Source organism: Arenimonas sp., assembly GCF_022842045.1.
Taxonomy (GTDB): domain Bacteria; phylum Pseudomonadota; class Gammaproteobacteria; order Xanthomonadales; family Xanthomonadaceae; genus Arenimonas.
The window spans coordinates 16302-35398 of sequence record NZ_JALHQI010000034.1; the positions used below are offsets into that span (position 1 = coordinate 16302).

The 19097-nt window shown below is 70.6% G+C and carries 17 protein-coding genes; 10 read left to right on the forward strand and 7 right to left on the reverse strand.

Translation table 11 applies throughout. The annotated features are described in order from the left end of the window. Positions 1-13 precede the first annotated feature (13 nt). On the reverse strand, positions 14-694 hold the full coding sequence (locus Q0C12_RS08815) for a YIP1 family protein (RefSeq protein ID WP_290889096.1): 681 nt from the start codon (positions 692-694) through the stop codon (positions 14-16). Between the two features lie 216 nt (positions 695-910). Between Q0C12_RS08815 and Q0C12_RS08820 the strand changes: the two genes are divergently transcribed. The 3 genes from Q0C12_RS08820 (at position 911) to Q0C12_RS08830 (ending at position 4468) form a co-directional block, all read left to right on the forward strand. Beyond that, the gene (locus Q0C12_RS08820) at positions 911-1810 is read left to right on the forward strand and encodes a dienelactone hydrolase family protein (RefSeq protein WP_290889099.1); all 900 of its coding nucleotides are present in this window, start codon (positions 911-913) and stop codon (positions 1808-1810) included. Positions 1811-2062: 252 nt separating this feature from the next. Continuing rightward, entirely contained in the window at positions 2063-2770 is a 708-nt protein-coding gene (locus Q0C12_RS08825) for a pirin family protein (RefSeq protein ID WP_290889102.1), read from the forward strand. 102 nt (positions 2771-2872) lie between these two features. Further along, positions 2873-4468, forward strand: a complete 1596-nt coding sequence (locus tag Q0C12_RS08830; protein WP_290889105.1) for a serine hydrolase — start codon at positions 2873-2875, stop codon at positions 4466-4468. Between the two features lie 86 nt (positions 4469-4554). Here Q0C12_RS08830 and Q0C12_RS08835 read toward each other — a convergent pair whose 3' ends face one another. The 4 genes from Q0C12_RS08835 to Q0C12_RS08850 all read right to left on the reverse strand — a co-directional run bounded on the left by Q0C12_RS08835 (position 4555) and on the right by Q0C12_RS08850 (position 9594). Then, positions 4555-4791, reverse strand: coding sequence for a hypothetical protein (locus tag Q0C12_RS08835; protein WP_290889108.1), 237 nt, complete (start codon positions 4789-4791; stop codon positions 4555-4557). A 130-nt stretch (positions 4792-4921) separates the two neighbouring features. Further along, positions 4922-6199: a hypothetical protein gene (locus Q0C12_RS08840; RefSeq protein WP_290889111.1), complete on the reverse strand. Its 1278-nt coding sequence runs from the start codon at positions 6197-6199 to the stop codon at positions 4922-4924. Between the two features lie 117 nt (positions 6200-6316). Continuing rightward, complete coding sequence (locus Q0C12_RS08845; RefSeq protein ID WP_290889114.1) at positions 6317-7030, reverse strand: DUF481 domain-containing protein; 714 nt, start codon at positions 7028-7030, stop codon at positions 6317-6319. 86 nt (positions 7031-7116) lie between these two features. Next, positions 7117-9594, reverse strand: a complete 2478-nt coding sequence (locus Q0C12_RS08850) for a GGDEF domain-containing protein (protein WP_290889118.1) — start codon at positions 9592-9594, stop codon at positions 7117-7119. Positions 9595-9830: 236 nt separating this feature from the next. Between Q0C12_RS08850 and Q0C12_RS08855 the strand changes: the two genes are divergently transcribed. The 5 genes from Q0C12_RS08855 (at position 9831) to Q0C12_RS08875 (ending at position 15762) form a co-directional block, all read left to right on the forward strand. Next, a complete protein-coding gene (locus tag Q0C12_RS08855) occupies positions 9831-10412 on the forward strand; it encodes a GNAT family N-acetyltransferase (RefSeq protein ID WP_290889121.1) in 582 nt (193 codons plus the stop codon). A gap of 40 nt (positions 10413-10452) precedes the next feature. Next, positions 10453-13905, forward strand: a complete 3453-nt coding sequence (gene mfd / locus Q0C12_RS08860; RefSeq protein ID WP_290889124.1) for a transcription-repair coupling factor — start codon at positions 10453-10455, stop codon at positions 13903-13905. 62 nt (positions 13906-13967) lie between these two features. Then, positions 13968-14243, forward strand: a complete 276-nt coding sequence (locus Q0C12_RS08865; RefSeq protein WP_290889127.1) for a hypothetical protein — start codon at positions 13968-13970, stop codon at positions 14241-14243. Beyond that, entirely contained in the window at positions 14240-14752 is a 513-nt protein-coding gene (locus tag Q0C12_RS08870) for a histidine phosphatase family protein (protein WP_290889128.1), read from the forward strand. The genes Q0C12_RS08865 and Q0C12_RS08870 overlap by 4 nt, the downstream gene beginning before the upstream one ends. Positions 14753-14895: 143 nt before the next feature. Beyond that, complete coding sequence (locus tag Q0C12_RS08875) at positions 14896-15762, forward strand: pirin family protein (RefSeq protein WP_290889130.1); 867 nt, start codon at positions 14896-14898, stop codon at positions 15760-15762. A gap of 6 nt (positions 15763-15768) precedes the next feature. Here Q0C12_RS08875 and Q0C12_RS08880 read toward each other — a convergent pair whose 3' ends face one another. Continuing rightward, a complete protein-coding gene (locus Q0C12_RS08880) occupies positions 15769-16170 on the reverse strand; it encodes an OsmC family protein (RefSeq protein WP_290889133.1) in 402 nt (133 codons plus the stop codon). Between the two features lie 37 nt (positions 16171-16207). Then, complete coding sequence (locus Q0C12_RS08885; protein ID WP_290889136.1) at positions 16208-17053, reverse strand: pirin family protein; 846 nt, start codon at positions 17051-17053, stop codon at positions 16208-16210. Between the two features lie 234 nt (positions 17054-17287). Between Q0C12_RS08885 and Q0C12_RS08890 the strand changes: the two genes are divergently transcribed. Together Q0C12_RS08890 and Q0C12_RS08895 are read left to right on the forward strand one after the other, a co-directional pair. Then, positions 17288-17863, forward strand: coding sequence for a GNAT family N-acetyltransferase (locus Q0C12_RS08890; protein ID WP_290889139.1), 576 nt, complete (start codon positions 17288-17290; stop codon positions 17861-17863). A gap of 85 nt (positions 17864-17948) precedes the next feature. Then, on the forward strand, positions 17949-19097 hold the full coding sequence (locus Q0C12_RS08895) for a polyamine ABC transporter substrate-binding protein (protein ID WP_290889141.1): 1149 nt from the start codon (positions 17949-17951) through the stop codon (positions 19095-19097).

Sequence of the window (19097 nt, forward strand, 5' to 3'; positions counted from 1 at the left end):
TAAGCGAAGTCGGTCAGAACGCGGCGAAGGCCGCCATGACGCCGTAGATCACCACGTAGGGCAGCAGCACCACGAACAGGGCCTGGCCCCAGCCGGTGCGGTACCAGGTCTTCCAGCCAAGCGCGGCCAGGAACCAGACCCAGAGGTTGAGCAGGCTGAAGCTGCGGGCGAGCATTGCCCAGGGGTGACCGGTCTCGAGCTGCACGAACAGCGGGTCGACGTTCAGCAGCTGCATCGATTCCATGCTCGACTGCGGCGAGCTGGTGTAGATGCCGACGATCGAAATCACCGCGCCCAGCACCATCGGCATCGACGACCAGGCGCTCAGGGCCAGGCCATGGCGGAACCCGGTCGGGTTGCCGCTGATCTTGCCGGCCAGCATGTAGTACAGCGCCGCCAGGCTGAAGATGATGGCGAAAAAGATCGGCGTGGTGACGAGGGTGATGTATCCCATCATGCGGGCGCCGGGCATGAACTGCTTGGCCTGCTCGAGCTCGGCTTTGCTCATTTCCTGGGCCGCGGCCTGGAGCTGGTAGTTGGTGAACCACTCCGGGTCGACGTTGAAGAAATACAGGACGGCCGAAGCGGTCGTGGCCAGCAGGACAATGAGGGCCGGCACCAGGAAACTCGGCTTGTCCTTGAGCCCGGCGAAGACCTTGCCCGGCTCCAGGAAGATATCGATCAGCTGCGACATGGTGTTTTCCCCGAAGAAATGAGTGGTTGGAGCAGCGATTCCCCGAACCGCCGGCGAATGGTAGGTGAAGACGGTGGCGCCGTCCCATGACAAGTGTCCTAGTCATCCACGCTTACCCAGACGGGCGCACCGGGCGAAACGTGACAGGTTGCCTTCACGCCGCCTGACGCCGGGCTTGGAATGATCGCGGCTTACCGCCCGCCCAGGACTGCCACCATGCCCCGACCGCCGCGCCAGACCGCCCGCGACTTCGACCCGCGCGTGATGCAGCTGTTCGACCAGTACGTGCACGGGCTGATCGACCGGCGTGGCTTCCTGCAGGGCGCCTCGGCCCTGGCCTTCAGCGCCAGCGCGGCGGTGGGCCTGCTGGCCTCGCTCAGCCCTCGCTTCGCCGAAGCCCGGCAGGTGGCCACCGACGACCCGCGGATCGACGCCCGCCACGTCGAGTTCGATTCGCCGAACGGTTACGGCAAGGGCCGCGGCTATCTCGTGCGCCCCGCCCGGGCCGAGGGCCCGCTGCCCACCGTGATCGTGGTCCACGAGAACCGCGGCCTGAACCCGCACATCGAGGATGTCACGCGCCGCCTGGCGCTCGAGGGCTACCTGGCCTTCGCGCCCGACGCGCTGTCCCCGCTGGGCGGCTACCCCGGCGACGAGGATGCGGCGCGCGCCCTGTTCCAGCAGCTCGACCAGGCCAAGACCCGCGAGGACATGCTCGCCGCGGCCGCGTACCTGGCCTCGGTTGAAGGCGGCAACGGGCGCATGGGCGCGATCGGCTTCTGCTATGGCGGCGCCATCGCCAACTTCCTGGCGACCCGCCTGCCCGACCTGCGCGCGGCGATTCCCTTCTACGGCAGCGGCGCGCCGCTGGCCGACGTGCCGGCCATCCACGCCGAACTGCTGGTGGTGCTGGCTTCGGACGACGAGCGCGTCAACGCCGGCTGGCCCGCCTACGAGGCCGCGCTCAAGGCCGCGGGCAAGACCTACACGCTGCTGCAGCCTGCCGACACGCTGCATGGCTTCCACAACGACACCACGCCGCGCTATGCCCCCGAGGCCGCGAAGCAGGCCTGGGAAGCCTCGCTGGCCTTGTTCGCGCGGACACTGAAGGGCTGAGGGGCGGCACGCGCTATCGTTCTCTTGATGGAACGATAGCTTGTCGAAAAAGCGGATTGCTGTCCTTTTTGTTGGCTCGCATAGTAGCGACCACGCCAGGACCTCCGTCCACCGGCGGCATCCCGCCGCCCCGGAGCGCCCGACAACGGAGCCGCCCATGAACGCCTTCGCCACCCTGCCCGGCCGTGTCGGCCTCGGCCTGTTCTTCGTCCTGTTCGGCCTGCTGGTGCAGAACGCCGAAGGCGGTGCGCGATGATCGCCCTGCGCCCCGCCGCCGAGCGCGGCCACGCCAACCACGGCTGGCTCGACTCCTGGCACAGCTTTTCCTTCGCCGACTACCGCGACCCGGAGCACGTGCACTGGGGCCCGCTGCGCGTGATCAACGAGGACCGCGTCACCGCCGGCCAGGGCTTCGGCACCCACGGCCACCGCGACATGGAGATCATCAGCTACGTGCTCGAAGGCGCGCTGGGCCACAAGGATTCGATGGGCAACGCCGCCAGCATCGTGCCGGGCGAAGTGCAGCGCCTGAGCGCCGGCACCGGCATCACCCACTCCGAGTACAACTACGACGCCAGCGGCACCACCCACTTCCTGCAGATCTGGATCATCCCGCGGGTGACGGGCGTGGCGCCGTCCTACGCACAGCGCAGCTTCAGCGCCGAAGACAAGCGCGGCCGGCTGCGGCTGGTCGTGAGCGGTGATGGCGCCGAGGGTTCGGTGTCCATCCAGCAGGATGCGCGGATGCACGCCGGCCTTTTCGACGGCGCGGAGTCCGCAAGGCTGGCGCTGGCGCCGGGTCGCCTCGGCTACGTGCACCTGGTGCGCGGCGAGCTCGAGGTCAACGGCCACGCGCTGCGCGCCGGCGATGCGCTGAAGCTGCGCGACGAGCCCGAAGTCCGGATCCGCCACGGCAAGGATGCCGAGGTGCTGGTGTTCGACCTGCCGCCGCTGGACTGATCGACGGCGGGATGCAAGGGCGCCGCCCGCGCATCCTGCGGCGGGCACAGCGGCTGCGGCGGGCAAGGGCATAATCGGGCGACGACCCCACCGGAGCCCGCCGTGTCCCTGCCCGCTTTTCGCTTATGCCTGCCGCTGCTGCTCGCACTGCCGCCCGCGGCCTTCGCCGACACGGCGACCGCTGCCGCCGCGGCGCCGGATGTCGCCACCATCGCGGACGCGACGCGCCGGACCTTCGAGGTGCCCGGCATCGCCGTGGCGATCATCAAGGACGGCGAGGTGGTGCTGGCCGAAGGCTTCGGCCAGCGCGAGGCCGGCAAGCCGGCCCCGGTGACGGCCGATACGCGCTTCGCCATCGCTTCGCTGACCAAGGCCTACACCTCGGCGGCGCTGTCGATCCTGGCCGACGAGGGCAAGCTGTCGCTGGACGACCGGGTGGTCGACCACCTGCCCTGGTTCCAGATGTCGGACCCGTACGTCACCCGCGAGATGCGCCTGCGCGACCTGCTCACCCACCGCAGCGGCCTGGCGCTGGGTGCCGGCGACCTGCTGTTCTGGCCCACCACCACCCACGACACCCGCGAGATCGTCCGCCGCCTGCGGCACGTGCCGCTGGAAACCAGCTTCCGGGCCAATTACGCCTACGACAACGTGCTGTACGCGGTGGCGCAGCTGGTGATCGAGGACGCGTCGGGACTGTCCTACGGCGAGTTCCTGCACCAGCGCATCTTCCAGCCGCTGGGCATGGGCGACACCGTGGTCAACGCCGACCACCTGCCGGCGGGTGCCGACGTCGCCACCGGCCACGCCAAGTTCGACTTCACCGACCTGCGCCCGGTGCCGCCGATGACCTGGAGCAACAACCAGGCCGCGGGCGGCATCTACTCCAGCGTCAACGACCTGGCGAAGTGGATGCGCGTGCAGCTCGACGGCGGCGTGATCGGCAGCGGCGCCGACGGTACCGAGCGCCGCCTGTTCAGCGCCGACCGCCATCGCGCGATGTGGGAAGTGGTGACGCCAATCCGCGTGCCCTCGCAGCCCGCGGTGCCGGCGCTGGCGCCCGCGCTGCCGCAGTTCGCCGGCTACGGCGAGGGCTGGTCGATCACCGAATACCGCGGGCATAAGCTGGTTTCGCACACCGGTGGCTGGCCCGGCATGGTCTCGCGCCTGACCCTGGTGCCGGGCCTCGACCTGGGCGTGGTCGTGCTGACCAACCAGGAAGTCGGCGCGGCCTTCAACGCCGTGACCATGGAAGTGCTGGACCATTACCTGCAGGCGCCAGACACCGACTGGGTCGCGGCCTATGCCGAGGCCGTGGCGAAGTCGCGCGATGCCGCCGACGAGAAGTGGGAGGGCCACCAGCGCGCCCGCGACCGCAGCAGCCAACCCTCGCTGCCGCTGTCTCGCTACGCGGCGACCTACCGTGATCCGTGGTACGGCGACGTGGTCATCGCGCTGGAGGGAAAGCGGCTGGTGATGCGCTTCGCGCACACGGCGCAGCTGGTCGGCGAGCTGGAGCACTGGCAGCACGACACCTTCATCGTGCGCTGGAAGGATCGCGCGCTGAACGCCGATGCGTTCGCCAGCTTCGACCTCACGCCCGATGCCACGGTGCGCGAACTGCGCATGGAAGCGGTGTCGTCGCTCACCGACTTCAGCTTCGACTTCCACCACCTGCGGCTGGTGCCGGTGAAGTAGGCGGTGGAACTCCGGCGCCAGCCTTGGCGCGGCGCCAAATAAAAAGGGGATGCCGCCCTCCGTGGCGGCACCCCCTCCGGGGAGACTCAGCAGACGCGGATCAGGCCGTCGGTGCGGGCGGCGGTGTAGGAGCTGTCGCGGCCGTAACCACTGCTGCGGCCGTAACCGGTGCCGAAATCGCGCTGGCGGTAACGGCTGGCGATGCGAACCGGGGACGGGGCGGCAGCGGCTTCAAGCGCCGGTGCCACGGCGGCGGCGGCGGGCTGGTCGGCCAGCACCGGGGCGTTCGGGAAGAGGCGGTAGAAGTCGTTCAGGGTCTTCATGGCGGCGGCCTGTGAGTTGGTGTGCTGGTAATCTACAACACCAACGCAATGCCGCCATGGGCCGGAAGTCAGGGGGCCGCAAAATATTTACACCCCCTTTCCAATCAATGTCTTGAAGCGCCCCTGGCGCTCAGGACGGTCCCCGGGAGATAGCGCTCAGGCGGCCGACCCGTGCCAGCAGGTCCGTCAGCGGGGTCTCGAGGGCATGGCCGCGGACCTTGTAGCTCATCAGGCGCAGGCGCTGCTCGGCCTCGGCTTCCCGGCCCAGCCGGTCCGCCATCAGCTCGCTGGCGGTCATCACCACCTGGGGGGCCTGCGGGTGGTCAGGGAATCGGGTTTCGAAGCCCTCGGCCAGCGCCACGGCCAACTGCGCCTGGCCGGTGCGGGCCGCTTGCGCGAACAGGCGCGCGACGTCGTCCGGCAAGGCGTGGCGGTAGGACGCATCCAGCGCGCGCTGCTCGGTGAGTACGGCGAGGGCGCGCTTGTCCTGGTTCGTGGCCAGCAGCCGGCTGATGTACTCGCGCCCGTGGTCGAGCAGGCCCGCGTTGTCACCCGCTTGCTTCAGGTACTGCCGGTAGCGGTCATGCAGGGCATCGGAGGCGCCGCGGCCGCGGAACATCTCCTGCAGCCGCCGCGCGGCGCCGGCCAGGTCGCCCGCTTCCGCCAGCGCCTCGGCTTCGGCGACGGCATCGTCTTCCATCGGGTTGGCGAAGCGGGCGCGCGGCACCGCAGGCGCCACGTCCAGGCCCAGCGCCGCGTGGTTGGCGTGGATCACGTAGCCCAGCAGGTGGTAGCCCGCGACCAGCAGGTACAGGCTGACGAAGCTTCCCGGCAGCTGCGCCATCGTGCCCGGCAGCGCCATCAGCAGGAGCACCTGCAGCACGATCGATGCGACCACCATCGCCGCCAGCAGCCCGACCGCGCCGAAGTACACGCCGCCCAGCCGCCCGATCAGCGGGAACCAGGCCAGCGGGTTGAGCGCCCGCGGCAGGCTGTCGTCCACCGCCAGCAGCATCACCGCCGCCGGCAGGAACAGCACCGCGAACGCCAACAGCCACAGCGCCAGCACCGGGCTGCCCCAGAGCGCGATGGCCTGGATCGGCAGGAACACGACCAGCATCAGCAGGATCTGGTTCACGGCCTCGCCGTCGGTGGCCATCATGTCCTCGGCGCCCATCGGCTCGAAGCGGCCGTGCACGGTGTTCACCAGCGCCTCGACCGCCAGCTTGAAGCCCATCACCCAGAACGCCAGTTCGAACACCCAGCCAAGCAGGCTGGGCAGGTGGTTGAGCAAACGCAGCACACACAGCGCCGCGATCATCCACAGCATGGCCTTGTGCGCCGGATAGGCAAAGATCGCCGGAAGGCGTTCGGAGACGGAGGGGATCGGCGTGGCGTTCGCGGGCATGGCGCGGGCGTTCGGTGGGAAGTCGAGCGCCGAGGCTAGTGGTTCGCGCGAACCCGCGTCAAAGGCTTCCAGCGTCGGCGCCACTGTAGATCGTGTAGCGTGCCCGGCGCCGTGGCCTTAGTTCGCCTTGGCGCGCGGCGACCAGACGATGTTGACCGAGGTCAGCGTGTCGGTGCGCTCGACGCCGTCCGGCGCCTCGGTGTTGTGGCGGGCCTGGAAGCCCGCCTTCAGCGCCAGCGTCTTGTTGATGCTGACCGCGATGCCGATGTCGTTCTGGGCGAAGGTGTTGTCGGGCGTGGCCTCGACCAGCAGCGTGTTGTAGAACTGCGTCGATTCGGTGATCTGGTGCTGGTAGTCGGCGTAGCCGCGCAGCAGCGCGTCGGTTTCCGAGCCGCCGCCGTCGGCCAGCCGCGCGTGGCGCAGGCCGGGGCCGCCCTCGAGCTGGAAGGTGTGGCCTTCTTCCTTGAGCAGCCAGGCGCCGTAGTTCACGGCCAGGGTGGACTGGTGCTCGTAGGCCGAGAAATCGTCGCGCTCGTGGCGCGCCGCGCTGCCCAGGTACTGGCGCTCGCCCAGCCGGCGCGCGGTCTTGGCGCCCAGCTCGAAGCGATTGGCCGTGGCCTCGTCGTCGGCCTCGGCGCGCAATGCGGCCAGGAAGTACTCGTGGGTCCAGAGTTCGTCTTCACCCTTGAGCGCGAACTTGCCGTTGGCGCTGGTGGTGTCGGAGTTGCCGGTGGTGTTGACCAGGCCGAGTTCGGCCTTCGGGGTCCATTCGGCGGCGGCGGCGGGGCCGGCAAGGGCCAGCAGCGCCAGCGGCAGCAGGATTCGGATCATGGGGCGGGTCGCCTTCGTGCGGACAAGGCCTGCCATTAGACCCGCCCACGCATGAATCCTCGCCGAAGCCGGCGCCCGGCGCGCCCTCAATCGAGCTCGCGCAGCTTCCAGTTGCCGCGGCCGGCGGCCTTGGCGGCGTAGAGGGCCTGGTCTGCCGCCAGCATCAGCGCCTTCGCATCCGCCTCGCCGCGGCTATAGGCAATGCCAATGCTGGTGCCGACCAGCCGCGCCTGCCCCTCTACCGTGATCGGGGTCCGCATCCGGTTCAGCAGCTTGTCCGCGAAGCCGGTGGCGCTATCGAGCGAACCCACGCCTTCGACCAGCACCGCGAACTCATCGCCACCCACGCGCGCCACCAGGTCGCCGGCGCGCACGCAGGCGGCCAGCCGGCGCCCGAACTCGCGCAGCACTTCGTCGCCGGCCGCATGGCCTAGGCCATCGTTGATGCCCTTGAAGTGGTCGATGTCCATTGTCAGCAGCGCCAGCGGAGCGTGCTGGCGGGCGCTGCGGGCCAGCGCCGCTCCCAGCCGCTCGTCGAAGTAGCGGCGGTTGGCCAGCCCGGTCAGGGCGTCCTTTCGGGCCAGGGTCTCCAGTGCCTGCTCGGCCTGCTTGAGCTGGGTGATGTCATAGGTGAACGAGAAGAAGCCCTGCTGCACGCCGTCCGGCCGGACGTCGGGCACGTAAGTAGTCTGGTAGTGGTAGTGGCGGCCGCGGACCTCGGTTTCGCCGGAATAGGTCACCCGCTCGCCGGCCAGCACCCGGGCGATCTGCGGCTTGATCTCGCTGTAGATGACCTCGCCGCGGATCTCGCGCACGGTCTTGCCCACCAGCCCGCCCTCGACGTGGCCGAACAGCCGCTCGCCGACGGCGTTGGCGAAGGTGTAGCGCTCCTGCAGGTCGACGTGGGCGATCATCGCCGGGATGTTGTCGGTGACCGCGCGCAGCCGCGACTGCGCGGCCTCGAGCGCCTGCTCGGCGCGCACGCGGGTGCTGATGTCGCGGCCGGCGTACACCAGTTCCTGGCCGCCATCGGCACCACGCACCCGGCGGACCACGGCCTCGAGCCAGACGCAGTGGCCCGCGGCATGGCGGGCGCGGTAACGCAAGGTCTCGGTGCCGCCGTCGCGCAGCACCCGGGACAGCAGGCTCGCCAGGGCTTCGCGATCCTCGGGATGCAGCAGGTCGGGGCGCGGCGAGCGCAGGTCGTCCGGCTCGACGCCAAGGATGTCGCGCACCGACGGCGACACGTAGCGCCGTTCGCCGTCGGCGCCGATCCTCAGCACCAGGTCGCTGGCGTTGTCTGCCAGGGTCCGGTACTCCTGCTCGCGATCGCGCAGCCGCGCCATGGCGTCGGCCAGCCTGCGGTGGCCCTGCCGCTGCACCCAGAACAGCGCCGCCAGCGCCACCAGCGCGACCAAGCCCAGCACCATCAGCAGGTTGCCCAGGCGGTTTGCCTGCGCCAGCGCCTCGCTGCGCTCGCGCGCCAGGGCACTCTCGCCCTCGAGGCGAAGGATCTCGTTCTCGCGCTCGGCGTACTTCAGGCGGGCATCGAAGTCGTCCGCGGCCTGCGCGCGTTCGGACTGGGCGATGGCATTGTCGAGTGCCAGGAAGCGCTGGAACAGGGGCGCCAATTCCGGACTCCCGGGATCGTAGCGCAGCAGCACCCGCACCAGCTCGCGCAGCACGCGCAGCTCGTCGGACTGCAGCTCCAGCAGCCGGAACGAGCGCTGCGCCGCCAGCAGTTCGCGGGTGGCGGCGGCGCCGTCGCCGGCGTCGGCCGCGGCCAGGCCCAACACTTCATGGCCCAGGCCGCGCAGCTGGGAGTTGCGCAGCTGTTCGGCCATCGCCAGCACGCGGGTGCCATTGCGCCGCTGCGTCTCGATGTCGCCGCCGATGCGGGCGACGCGCGCGCCCTCGAGGTAGAGCTCGGCCTCGAGCTTGGGGTCTTCGAGCTGCTGCGAAACGCGGGTGGCGGCGACCAGGGATTCGCGCGCCGGCTGCACTTCGCCCAGCTGGGCCTGGGCCCGCGCCAGGTTGCGCAGCAGGCGCGCCTGCATGGCCAGCCCCTCGCCCTCGCCCAGCACCTGCAGGCCGCGGCGCGCGTAGTCGGCGGCCAGCGCGTGCTTGCCGATGGTGTAGCTCAGCGAGGAATAGGCCAGCAGCACGTCGGCCAGCAGCTCCGGCTGCGGGTCCTGCTTGAGCAGCAGTTCGGCCTCGGCCAGCAGCCGTTCGCCGCGGGTGTAGTCCTGCATGGCGATGCGGGCGCGGCTCTCGGCGATCAGGCCGCGGATGGCCAGGTGCGGCAGCCCGGCTTCCTGGGCGGCGCGGCGGGCCTCGATGCCGGCTTCGCGCTGGCAATCCCAGTCGGCGACGACGCGGCAGGCGTTGGCGCGCGCCAGCTCGAGCCTCGCCACCTCGCGGGGGTCGCTGGCCAGCCGCGCGCTGATGAGCGCGGGCCCAAGCTCGCCCAGCACGGCCTCGGGCTCGACCAGCGCGCGGATTTCCAGCGGATGGCGCTCGAGGGTGTCGCTGCGGTCGGCGGACGCGGTCGGCGCCGCGGGCATCGACCCGACCGGGGGCGCAGGCGCTGCCTGGACCAGTCCGGCAAGCAGGCCAAGGGCAAGGATCCCGCCCGCCCAAGGGGCCGGCCAGGGGGAACGCTTGTCTGCCGGGTCGCGGTAGGGGGGCATACCGACGCAGCGTACGCTGGCCGCTTGCCCGTCAACAACCCGCCGTAGCATGAACCAGGAACGGGGTGTTTAGAGCAAGCCCCCAGCCCGCCCCTGAGACCCTTTGCGCCATGACCCCGACCCGCCGCCGCAAGCCCCGGCCCTCGATGCGCCCTGAGCGCACCGAAGTGCTGCGCCTGGCCGATGGCCGCGAGCTCTGGGTACGCCCGGTGCAGCCCGCCGACGCCGCCCCGATCGCCGGCGCCTTCGAACTGTTGGGCGAAGAAGAAGTACGAAGCCGCTACCTGCATCCGGTGAAGGCCCTCAGCGAGGACTACCTGCGCCAACTCGTCGCTCCGGCGCCGGGCGAGGGCTTCGCCATCTGCGCGGCCGAGCCGCTGCCGCCGGGCGAGGCCCTGGTCGGCGCGGTCGCGCGGCTGACCCGCGACCCGGGCGGCGACAGCGCCGAGTTCGCGATCCTGGTCTCGCACTTCGTGTCCGGCCAGGGCCTGGGCCAACTCCTCATGCTTCGCCTGTTCGAGTGGGCGCGCGCGCACGGCATCCGCCGGATATGGGGTGACGTGCTGGACGAGAACACCGCGATGATCGCGCTGGCGCAGTCGCTGGGCTTCGAGCGCCACGCCAGTCCCGACGACCCGGGCCTGGTGCGGGTGTCGCTGGCGCTGGACACTCCGGCCAAGCGCCGGCGTTGACCCGCCCGCGACCGCCGGCTGCGGTAAACTCCGCGGCCCCATGACCCGTCCCCTCCTTCCTTCCGCGCCGCGTCCCAAGGCGGGCCAGCAGCGCGCGCTCTGGCGCGCGCCGGCGAGCGCCAGCGCCATGGCCCTGGGCCTGGCCGAGGCCGCGCGTGCGCACGACGGCCTGGTGCTGGCCGTCACCCGCGACAGCCACGCCGCCCAGTCGCTCGAGCACGACCTGAAGGTGCTGGCCGGCGACCTGCCGGTGCTGCACTTCGCCGACTGGGAAACCCTGCCCTACGACCTCTTCAGCCCGCACCCGGACATCGTGTCCCAGCGCGTGGCCGCGCTTTACCGGCTGCCAACGGCGCGCAAGGGCGTGCTGGTGGTGCCGGTGGCCTCGCTGATGCAGCGGCTGCCGCCGCCGAGCTGGATCGCCGGCAATACGCTGGACCTGCGCAAAGGCCAGAAGCTCGACTTCGACGCCGAGAAACGCCGGCTGGAAGCCGCGGGCTACCGCAACGTCCCGCAGGTGCTGGACCCGGGCGACTTCGCGGTGCGCGGCGCCCTGCTCGACCTCTACCCGATGGGCGCCGACCTGCCCTACCGCATCGAGCTGTTCGACGACGAGATCGACTCGCTGCGCACCTTCGACCCGGATACCCAGCGCTCCGACCATGCCGTGGACAGCGTGCGCCTGCTGCCGGCGCGCGAGTTCCCGCTCGACGAGGCCAGCACCAAGCGCGTGCGCGAGGCGCTGCGCGAACGCTTCGACTTCGACCCGCGCCGCTGCCCGCTGTACCAGGACCTGAAGGAAGGCGGCGCACCGGCCGGCATCGAGTATTACCTGCCGCTGTTCTTCGACCAAACCGCCAGCCTGTTCGACCATCTGGGCAAGGACACGCTGGTCGTGCTCGGCGACGGCGCGCCCGAGGCGGCGGTGGCGTTCTGGGCGCAGACCAGCGACCGCTGGGAACAGCGCCGCCACGACCTGGAGCGCCCGATATTGGCGCCGGCCGACCTGTTCCTGCCGCCGGAAGAACTGCGCACGCGCCTGAACCAGGTCGCGCGCATCGAGGTCTGCGGCGAGGCCCACCCTCAGCGCGACAAGGCCGTCGCGATGGCGGAGCAGCCGGCGCCCTCGCTGGCCTGGAGCCAGAAGGGCGGCGACCCCGGCAGCGCGCTGCACGGCTTCCTGCGCGCATATCCGGGCCGCACCCTGCTGGCCGCGGATTCCGCCGGGCGGCGCGAGGCGCTGATTGAAATGCTGGCCTCCGCCGACCTGAAGCCGGCGGTGGTGTCGGGTTGGGATGCGTTCCTTGCCGGCGACGAGAAGTTCGCCGTCACCGTGGCCGGGCTGGAAGATGGCTTCGCTTTGGTCGAGCCGCCGCTGGCGGTGCTGACCGAGCGCCAACTCTTCCCCGAGCGTGCCGAGCAGAGCCGCCGCCGCAAGCGCGCCACCCGCGACCCGGATACGGTGCTGCGCGACCTGAGCCAGATCACGATGGGCTCGCCGATCGTGCACGAGGACCACGGCGTCGGCCGCTACCAGGGCCTGGTGACGCTCGACAGCGGCGGCGTCACCGGCGAGTTCCTGCAGATCGAGTACGCCAAGGGCGACAAGCTCTACGTGCCGGTGGCGCAGCTGCAGCTGGTCAGCCGCTACTCCGGCGCCTCGCCCGAACTGGCGCCGCTGCATTCGCTGGGCGGCGAGCAGTGGGAGAAAGCCAAGCGCAAGGCGGCCGAGAAGGTCCGCGACGTCGCCGCCGAACTGCTGGAGATCCAGGCGCGCCGGCACGCGCGGCAGGGCCTCGCGCTCGGCGTCGACCGCGCGATGTACGAGCCCTTCGCCGCGACCTTCCCGTTCGAAGAAACACCCGACCAATTAGCGGCTATCGAAGCCGTGATCTCCGACTTGGGTCATCCCCAACCTATGGACAGGGTGGTCTGCGGCGACGTCGGCTTCGGCAAGACCGAGGTCGCGGTGCGCGCCGCCTTCGTCGCCGCCACCGCCGGCAAGCAGGTCGCGGTGCTGGTGCCCACCACGCTGCTGGCCGAGCAGCACTACCGTAATTTCCGCGACCGCTACGCCGACTGGCCGCTGAAGGTCGAGGTGCTCAGCCGCTTCAAGTCGGCCAAGGAAGTGAAGGCGGCGCTGGCGCAGCTGGCGGAGGGCAAGATCGACGTGATCGTCGGCACCCACCGCCTGCTGCAGGCCGACGTCAAGTTCCATGACCTCGGCCTGGTGATCGTGGACGAAGAGCAGCGCTTCGGCGTGCGCCAAAAGGAGGCGCTCAAGGCCCTGCGCGCCGAGGTGCACCTGCTCACGCTGACGGCCACGCCGATCCCGCGCACGCTCAACATGGCCATGAGCGGCCTGCGCGAACTCTCGATCATCGCCACCCCGCCCGCGCACCGCCTCGCGGTGCAGACGGTGGTGACGGCCTGGGATCCGGCGCTGTTGCGCGAGGCCTTCCAGCGCGAGCTGGCGCGCGGCGGCCAGGTCTATTTCCTGCACAACGAGGTCGACACCATCGAGAAGATGGCGCGCGACCTGGCCGAGCTGGTGCCCGGCGCCCGCATCCGCGTCGCCCACGGCCAGATGCCCGAGCGCGAGCTCGAGCAGGCCATGCTCGACTTCCACCGCCAGCGCTTCAACGTCCTGGTGTGCACCACCATCATCGAGTCGGGCATCGACATCCCGAGCGCCAACACCATCATCATCCACCGCGCCGACCGCTTCGGCCTGGCCCAGCTGCACCAGCTGCGCGGCCGCGTCGGCCGCTCGCACCACCGCGCCTACGCTTACCTGGTGGTGCCGGACAAGAAGGCGATGACCGGCGACGCCGAGAAGCGGCTCGAGGCGCTGGCGTCGCTCGAGGAACTGGGCGCCGGCTTCACCCTGGCCACGCACGACCTCGAGATCCGCGGCGCCGGCGAGCTGCTGGGCGAGGACCAGAGCGGCCAGATGGCCGAGATCGGCTTCTCGCTCTACACCGAACTGCTCGAGCGCGCGGTGAAGTCGATCAAGTCCGGCAAGATCCCCGACTTCGACCCGGCTACCCGCCACGGCGCCGACGTGGAGCTGCACATCCCGGCCCTGATCCCCGAGGACTACCTGCCCGACGTGCACGCGCGCCTGACGCTCTACAAGCGCATCGCCGGCGCCCGCGACGAAGACCAGCTCAAGGAACTGCAGGTGGAGATGGTGGACCGCTTCGGCGTGCTGCCGGACCCGGCCAAGCAGTTGTTCGCGGTGGCTGAACTCAAGCTCGCCGCGACCCCGCTCGGCATCCGCAAGCTCGAACTCGGCCCCACCGGCGGCCGCCTCTCGTTCCTGCCGCAGCCGACCATCGACCCGATGTCGGTGATCCGCATGATCCAGTCGCAGCCGCGCGTCTATTCGATGGAAGGGCCGGAGAAACTCCGGATCCGCCTGGAGATGCCGGACGCCACCTCGCGCCTGCGCACGGCCAAGGGATTGCTGGCGGTGCTGGCCAAGGGCTGACGACCGCTTGGCGCGGCCCCGTCCCGGGGCCAGAATGGGGCTTCATCATCCGGGGCCCGACGATGGACGACCGCATCCGCAACAACGCACCGGTGATGGCCGGCTGGATCACGCTGGGCATCACCTGGCTGCTGTTCCTGATTCCGTTCCCGGGCCTGGGCATCCTGGGCTGGGTCGGCAACCTGGTGGCGCTGGTGCTGTCGATCGTGGTGCTGGCCAAGGGCGAGACCGGGCACGGCGTCGCACAGCTGGTCTGCAGCCTGCTGATATCCCCCTTCGTGTACTTCATCGGCCTGGTGCTGTTCGTCGGCGCCCTGGGCGCACTGGACTCGATGTGAGCCGGGCGCTGCTGGCGTTCGCGCTCGCGATCATGGCCTGCCTGCCCGCCCTCGCCGACGCCGACGTGCTGGTGGTCGTGGTGCGCCACGCCGAGAAGGCCACCAACGACCCGCGCGACCCGGACCTCGACGCCGCTGGCCAGGCCCGCGCCCGCGCGCTGGCGGCGGCGCTGGCCGGCAGCCGGCTCGATGCCGTCCACGCCACGCAGTTCAAGCGCACGCGGCAGACGGCCGCGCCGGCCGCCGAAGCGGCCGGCGTGGACGTCACGGTTCGGCCGATCGATGGCAACAACGCAACGACCTACGCCGCCGACCTCGCCCGCGACCTGCGTGCCCTGCCCGCCGGCAGCGTGGTGCTGGTCGTGGGCCACAGCAACACCGTGCCCGGCATCGTCGCCGCGCTCGACGGCAGGCCGGAGCGCGCGATGCCCGAGACCGAGTACGACCGGTTCACGACAGTAAGGCTGCGCGCGGAGGGTGGCGCCGACACCGTCGTGTCGAGGTACTGAGACAGCGCGGGCAATCCCCCTCCCAGCCGCAGGTCCGCATCGCGGGCCCGTTCCCCCTCGCTGCAACATCCCGTTCCGCATCTGCGGTGGTGGCCGCCCCGCGATCGCGGCATGCTGGCGCCACCCGTGCGCCGGAGCCCGCCATGACCCTCTCGATCCCCCCGCGCGTGCACGACCTCGGCGGTGGCTTCACCGTCAAGCGCCTGCTGCCACACGCCAAGGCCCGCACCGTCGGTCCCTTCGTGTTCTTCGACCACATCGGCCCGGCGGAACTGGGACCGGACCAGGGCCTCGACGTCCGCCCGCACCCGCACATCGGCCTGGCCACGGTCACGTACCTGTGGGAAGGCGCGATCATGCATCGCGACAGCGTCGGCTCGGTGCAGGAGATCAATCCGGGCGACGTCAACTGGATGACCGCCGGCCGCGGCATCGTCCACTCCGAACGCACGCCCGACCGGCTGCGCGGCCAGCCCCAGCGCATGCACGGCCTGCAGACCTGGGTGGCGCTGCCGCAGGCGCACGAGGAAGACGCGCCGTCGTTCGCTCACCACCCCAAGGCCACGCTGCCGGTGGTCGAACTGCCCGGCGCCACCCTCACCATCGTCGCCGGCCACGCCTTCGGCGCGCGCGCGCCGGTGGCGGTGCTGATGGACACGCTCTACGTCTCGATCGACCTTGAACCCGGCTGTGCGCTGGCGATCCCGGCGGAACACGCCGAGCGCGCGCTCTACCCGGTGTCCGGCGAACCCACGCTCGACGGCGAACCGCTGCCGCTCGAACACCTCGCCGTGCTCGACGCGGGCACCGAGCCGCTGCTGCGCGCCGGCGACACCGCGGCGCGGGTCATGCTGCTGGGCGGTGCGCCGCTCGACGGCCACCGCCACGTCTGGTGGAACTTCGTTTCCAGCTCGCGCGACCGCATCGAGCAGGCCAAGCAGGACTGGCGTGACGGCCGCCTCGGCCAGGTGCCGGGCGAAACCGAGTCGATTCCGCTGCCCGAGCGCTGAAGGTCCTCAGCCGAGCGTGGTCGGCACTTCGACCTCGCCGGTAAGGAGGCGGTGCACCGGGCAGGCGTTGGCGACCTGCAGCAGCCGTTCGCGCTGCGCGTCATCCAGCGGGCCCACCAGGTGCACGGTGCGCTCGATGACCGTCCTGGCCTTGTCGCGCGACGCGAAGTCGAGCTTCACCTCGACGCTTTCCAGCGGCCACTGCTTGCGCTGCGCGAACATGCGCAGCGTGATCGCGGTGCAGGCGCCGAGCGCGGCCAGCACGAGTTCGTCGGGCGCCGGGCCGGTGTCGCCGCCGCCGAGGTCCACCGGTTCGTCGGCCACCAGGTGGTGGTGCCCGACCACCAGCTGGGTGGCGTAGGACGGATAGGTGTTGCCGATCTTGGCGCGGGTGTGGCGGGCGGACATCGCGTGCTCCTGGGTAAGTGGGTCGCGGCGCGCGGACTCAGAAGCGTCCGGCCTGGAAATCCTCGAAGGCCTGGCGCAGCTCGGCCTGCGTGTTCATCACGAACGGACCATAGCGAGCGACCGGCTCGCGCAGCGGACGGCCCGCGACCAGGATCAGGCGGGTGCCGGCGGCGCGGCCGGTAAGCCGCACTGCGTCGCCGGGGCCCAGCACCGCGAGCTCGCCGGCCGACACCGATACCGCATCGGCGCCCTCGCCCACCGCGACCGCGCCTTCATAGACATAGGCGAAGGCGGAATGGCCGGCGGGCAAGGCATGCGTGAATACCGCGCCCTCGTCGAGCCCGAGGTCGAAATAGTTCGGATCGGTGGCGGGCTGGCGGATCGCGCCCTCGCGGTCGCCGAGGCGGCCCGCGATCAGCTTCGCGCGCACGCCGGGCGCCACGTCCACTTCCGGGAAACGATCCGGGCCGTATTCCTGGTAACGCGGCGCGGTCATTTTCTCCGCGGCCGGCAGGTTCACCCACAGCTGGAAGCCGCGCATGCGGCCCTCCTCCTGCTCGGGCATCTCGGAATGGACGATGCCGCGGCCGGCGGTCATCCACTGCACCGCGCCCGGCACCAGCACGCCCTCGTTGCCGCGGTTGTCCTTGTGGCGCATGCGGCCGTCGAGCATGTAGGTCACCGTCTCGAAGCCGCGGTGCGGATGCGAGGGGAAGCCGGCGAGGTAGTCCTCGGGCCGGTCGGTGCCGAACTCATCGAGCATCAGGAAGGGATCGAGGTCGGGCAGCTGCGGCGTGCCGATCACGCGGCGCAGCTTGACGCCGGCGCCGTCGGAAGCGGGCATGCCGCGCAGCTTGCGAAGGACGGGGCGAAGCAGTGTCATGGGGGTCTCCGGTGGCGGCGTCGATGCGCCCTGACCGCAACATAGGGCCCGTGACCGGCCTTCACATCCCCGCGGCCCGCAACGCAGGGTTGCATGGTCCCCGCCCACGCGCCAGTCTTGCGTCCTGCGGCGCGCGCGAATTGCGTTGTACCCCCTAGCGCCCCGTTGCTCCAACGCCCCCCGCCCATGGCACTGAACCCGATGCCGATCTCCCGACGTGCGAGGACCGCCCCGATGCCGCCTGCCGCGGCCGTCGACGCGGACCGCCTGCCGACGCTGGTCGCGCCCCGGCTCCAACTGCGCTGGATCGAGCCGGGTGACCTCGAGGACCTCTACGGCGTCTTCTCCGACCCGGACGTCACCCGCTACTGGAGCCAACCGCCCTGGAGCAGCCCGGACGAGGCCACGATCTACCTCGAGGCCATCCACCAGGGCTTCCAGCAGGGCAACCTGTTCCAATGGGGCATCGCGCTCCGGGGCGACGACCGCATCATCGGCACCACGACGCTGTACGACATCGACCACGCCCAGGGCCGCGCCGAGCTGGGTTTCGCCCTGGCCCGGGACCACTGGGGCCGGCGCTACGCCCGCGAAGCGCTCACGGTGCTGATGGGCCACGCCTTCGGTGCGATGGCCATGCGACGCATCGAGGCCGACGTGGACCCGCGCAACCTGCCCTCGCTACGCACGCTCGAGGCACTGGGCTTCCGGCGCGAAGGCTACCTGCGCCAGCGCTGGCAAGTCGGCGGCGAGTTGCAGGACAGCGTGCTGATGGGATTGCTGGCCAGCGACTGGCCGTCGGCGGGTTGAGCAGCGCCCGGGCACGGGGCCCGCGTTGACACCCCCGGGCACGGCGTCGAACATGAGCCTCCGTTTCCTCCGCCTGGAGCCCGCCATGTCCCCGTCCCTGCGCCTGAGCCTGATCGCCTCGGCCCTGCTGCTCGCCGCCTGCGGCCGCGGCACGGATTCCGCCGACCCCGCGGAAACCCCCGCCGCCAAGCCGGCGCCGACCGGCCAGGAAGTCGTGTACGTCTACAACTGGTCCGACTACATCGCCGACGACACGCTGGCCAACTTCGAGCGCGACACCGGCATCCGCGTGGTCTACGACAACTACGACAGCAACGAGATGCTCGAGACCAAGCTTCTGGCCGGCGCCTCGGGCTATGACCTGGTGTTCCCGTCGGCGCGCCCGTTCGCGCAGCGGCACGTGCAGGCCGGCATCTATGCGCCGATCGACAAGTCGAAGCTCTCGAACTACGGCAACCTCGACCCGGCCATCCTCGCCGGCCTCGTCGACGTGGACCCGGGCAATACCCACACCGTGCCCTACATGTGGGGCACCACGGGCCTGGGCATCAATGTCACCAAGGTAAAGGAGATCCTGGGCGAAGATGCACCGCTGGACTCCTGGGCGCTGCTGTTCGACCCGGCCAACGCCGCCAGGCTGGCCGAATGCGGCATCAGCGTGCTCGACGACGAGCAGGAGGCCTTCGCCGCCGCGCTGATCTACCGCGGCCGCGACGCCAACGCTCTCACCGGCGACGAAACCCAGGTGGTCACCGACACCTATGCCGGCGTGCGCGAGCACATCCGCTACTTCAATTCCTCCAAGTACATCGACGACCTGGCCAACGGCGACCTGTGCCTGGCCATGGGCTATTCCGGCGACATCTTCCTGGCCGGCGACCGCGCCGAGGAAGCCGAGAACGGCATCGAGATCGCGTACATCATCCCGAAGGAGGGCGCGGTGCGCTGGGTCGACCTGATGGCGATCCCGAAGGACGCGCCGCACGCGGCCAATGCCCACGCGCTGATCGACTACCTGCTAAAGCCCGAGGTTTCGGCCGGCATCACCAACTACGTCGCTTACGCCAGCCCGAACACGGCGGCCACGGCGCTGGTCGACCCGGAAATCACCGGCGACCCGGCGATCTACCCGCCGGCCGAGGTGCTGGCCAAGCTGGTCGACCCGGTCACCTTCGACCCGGAAGTCACCCGCGAGCGCGTCCGCGCCTGGACCACCATCAAGACCGGCCGCTGA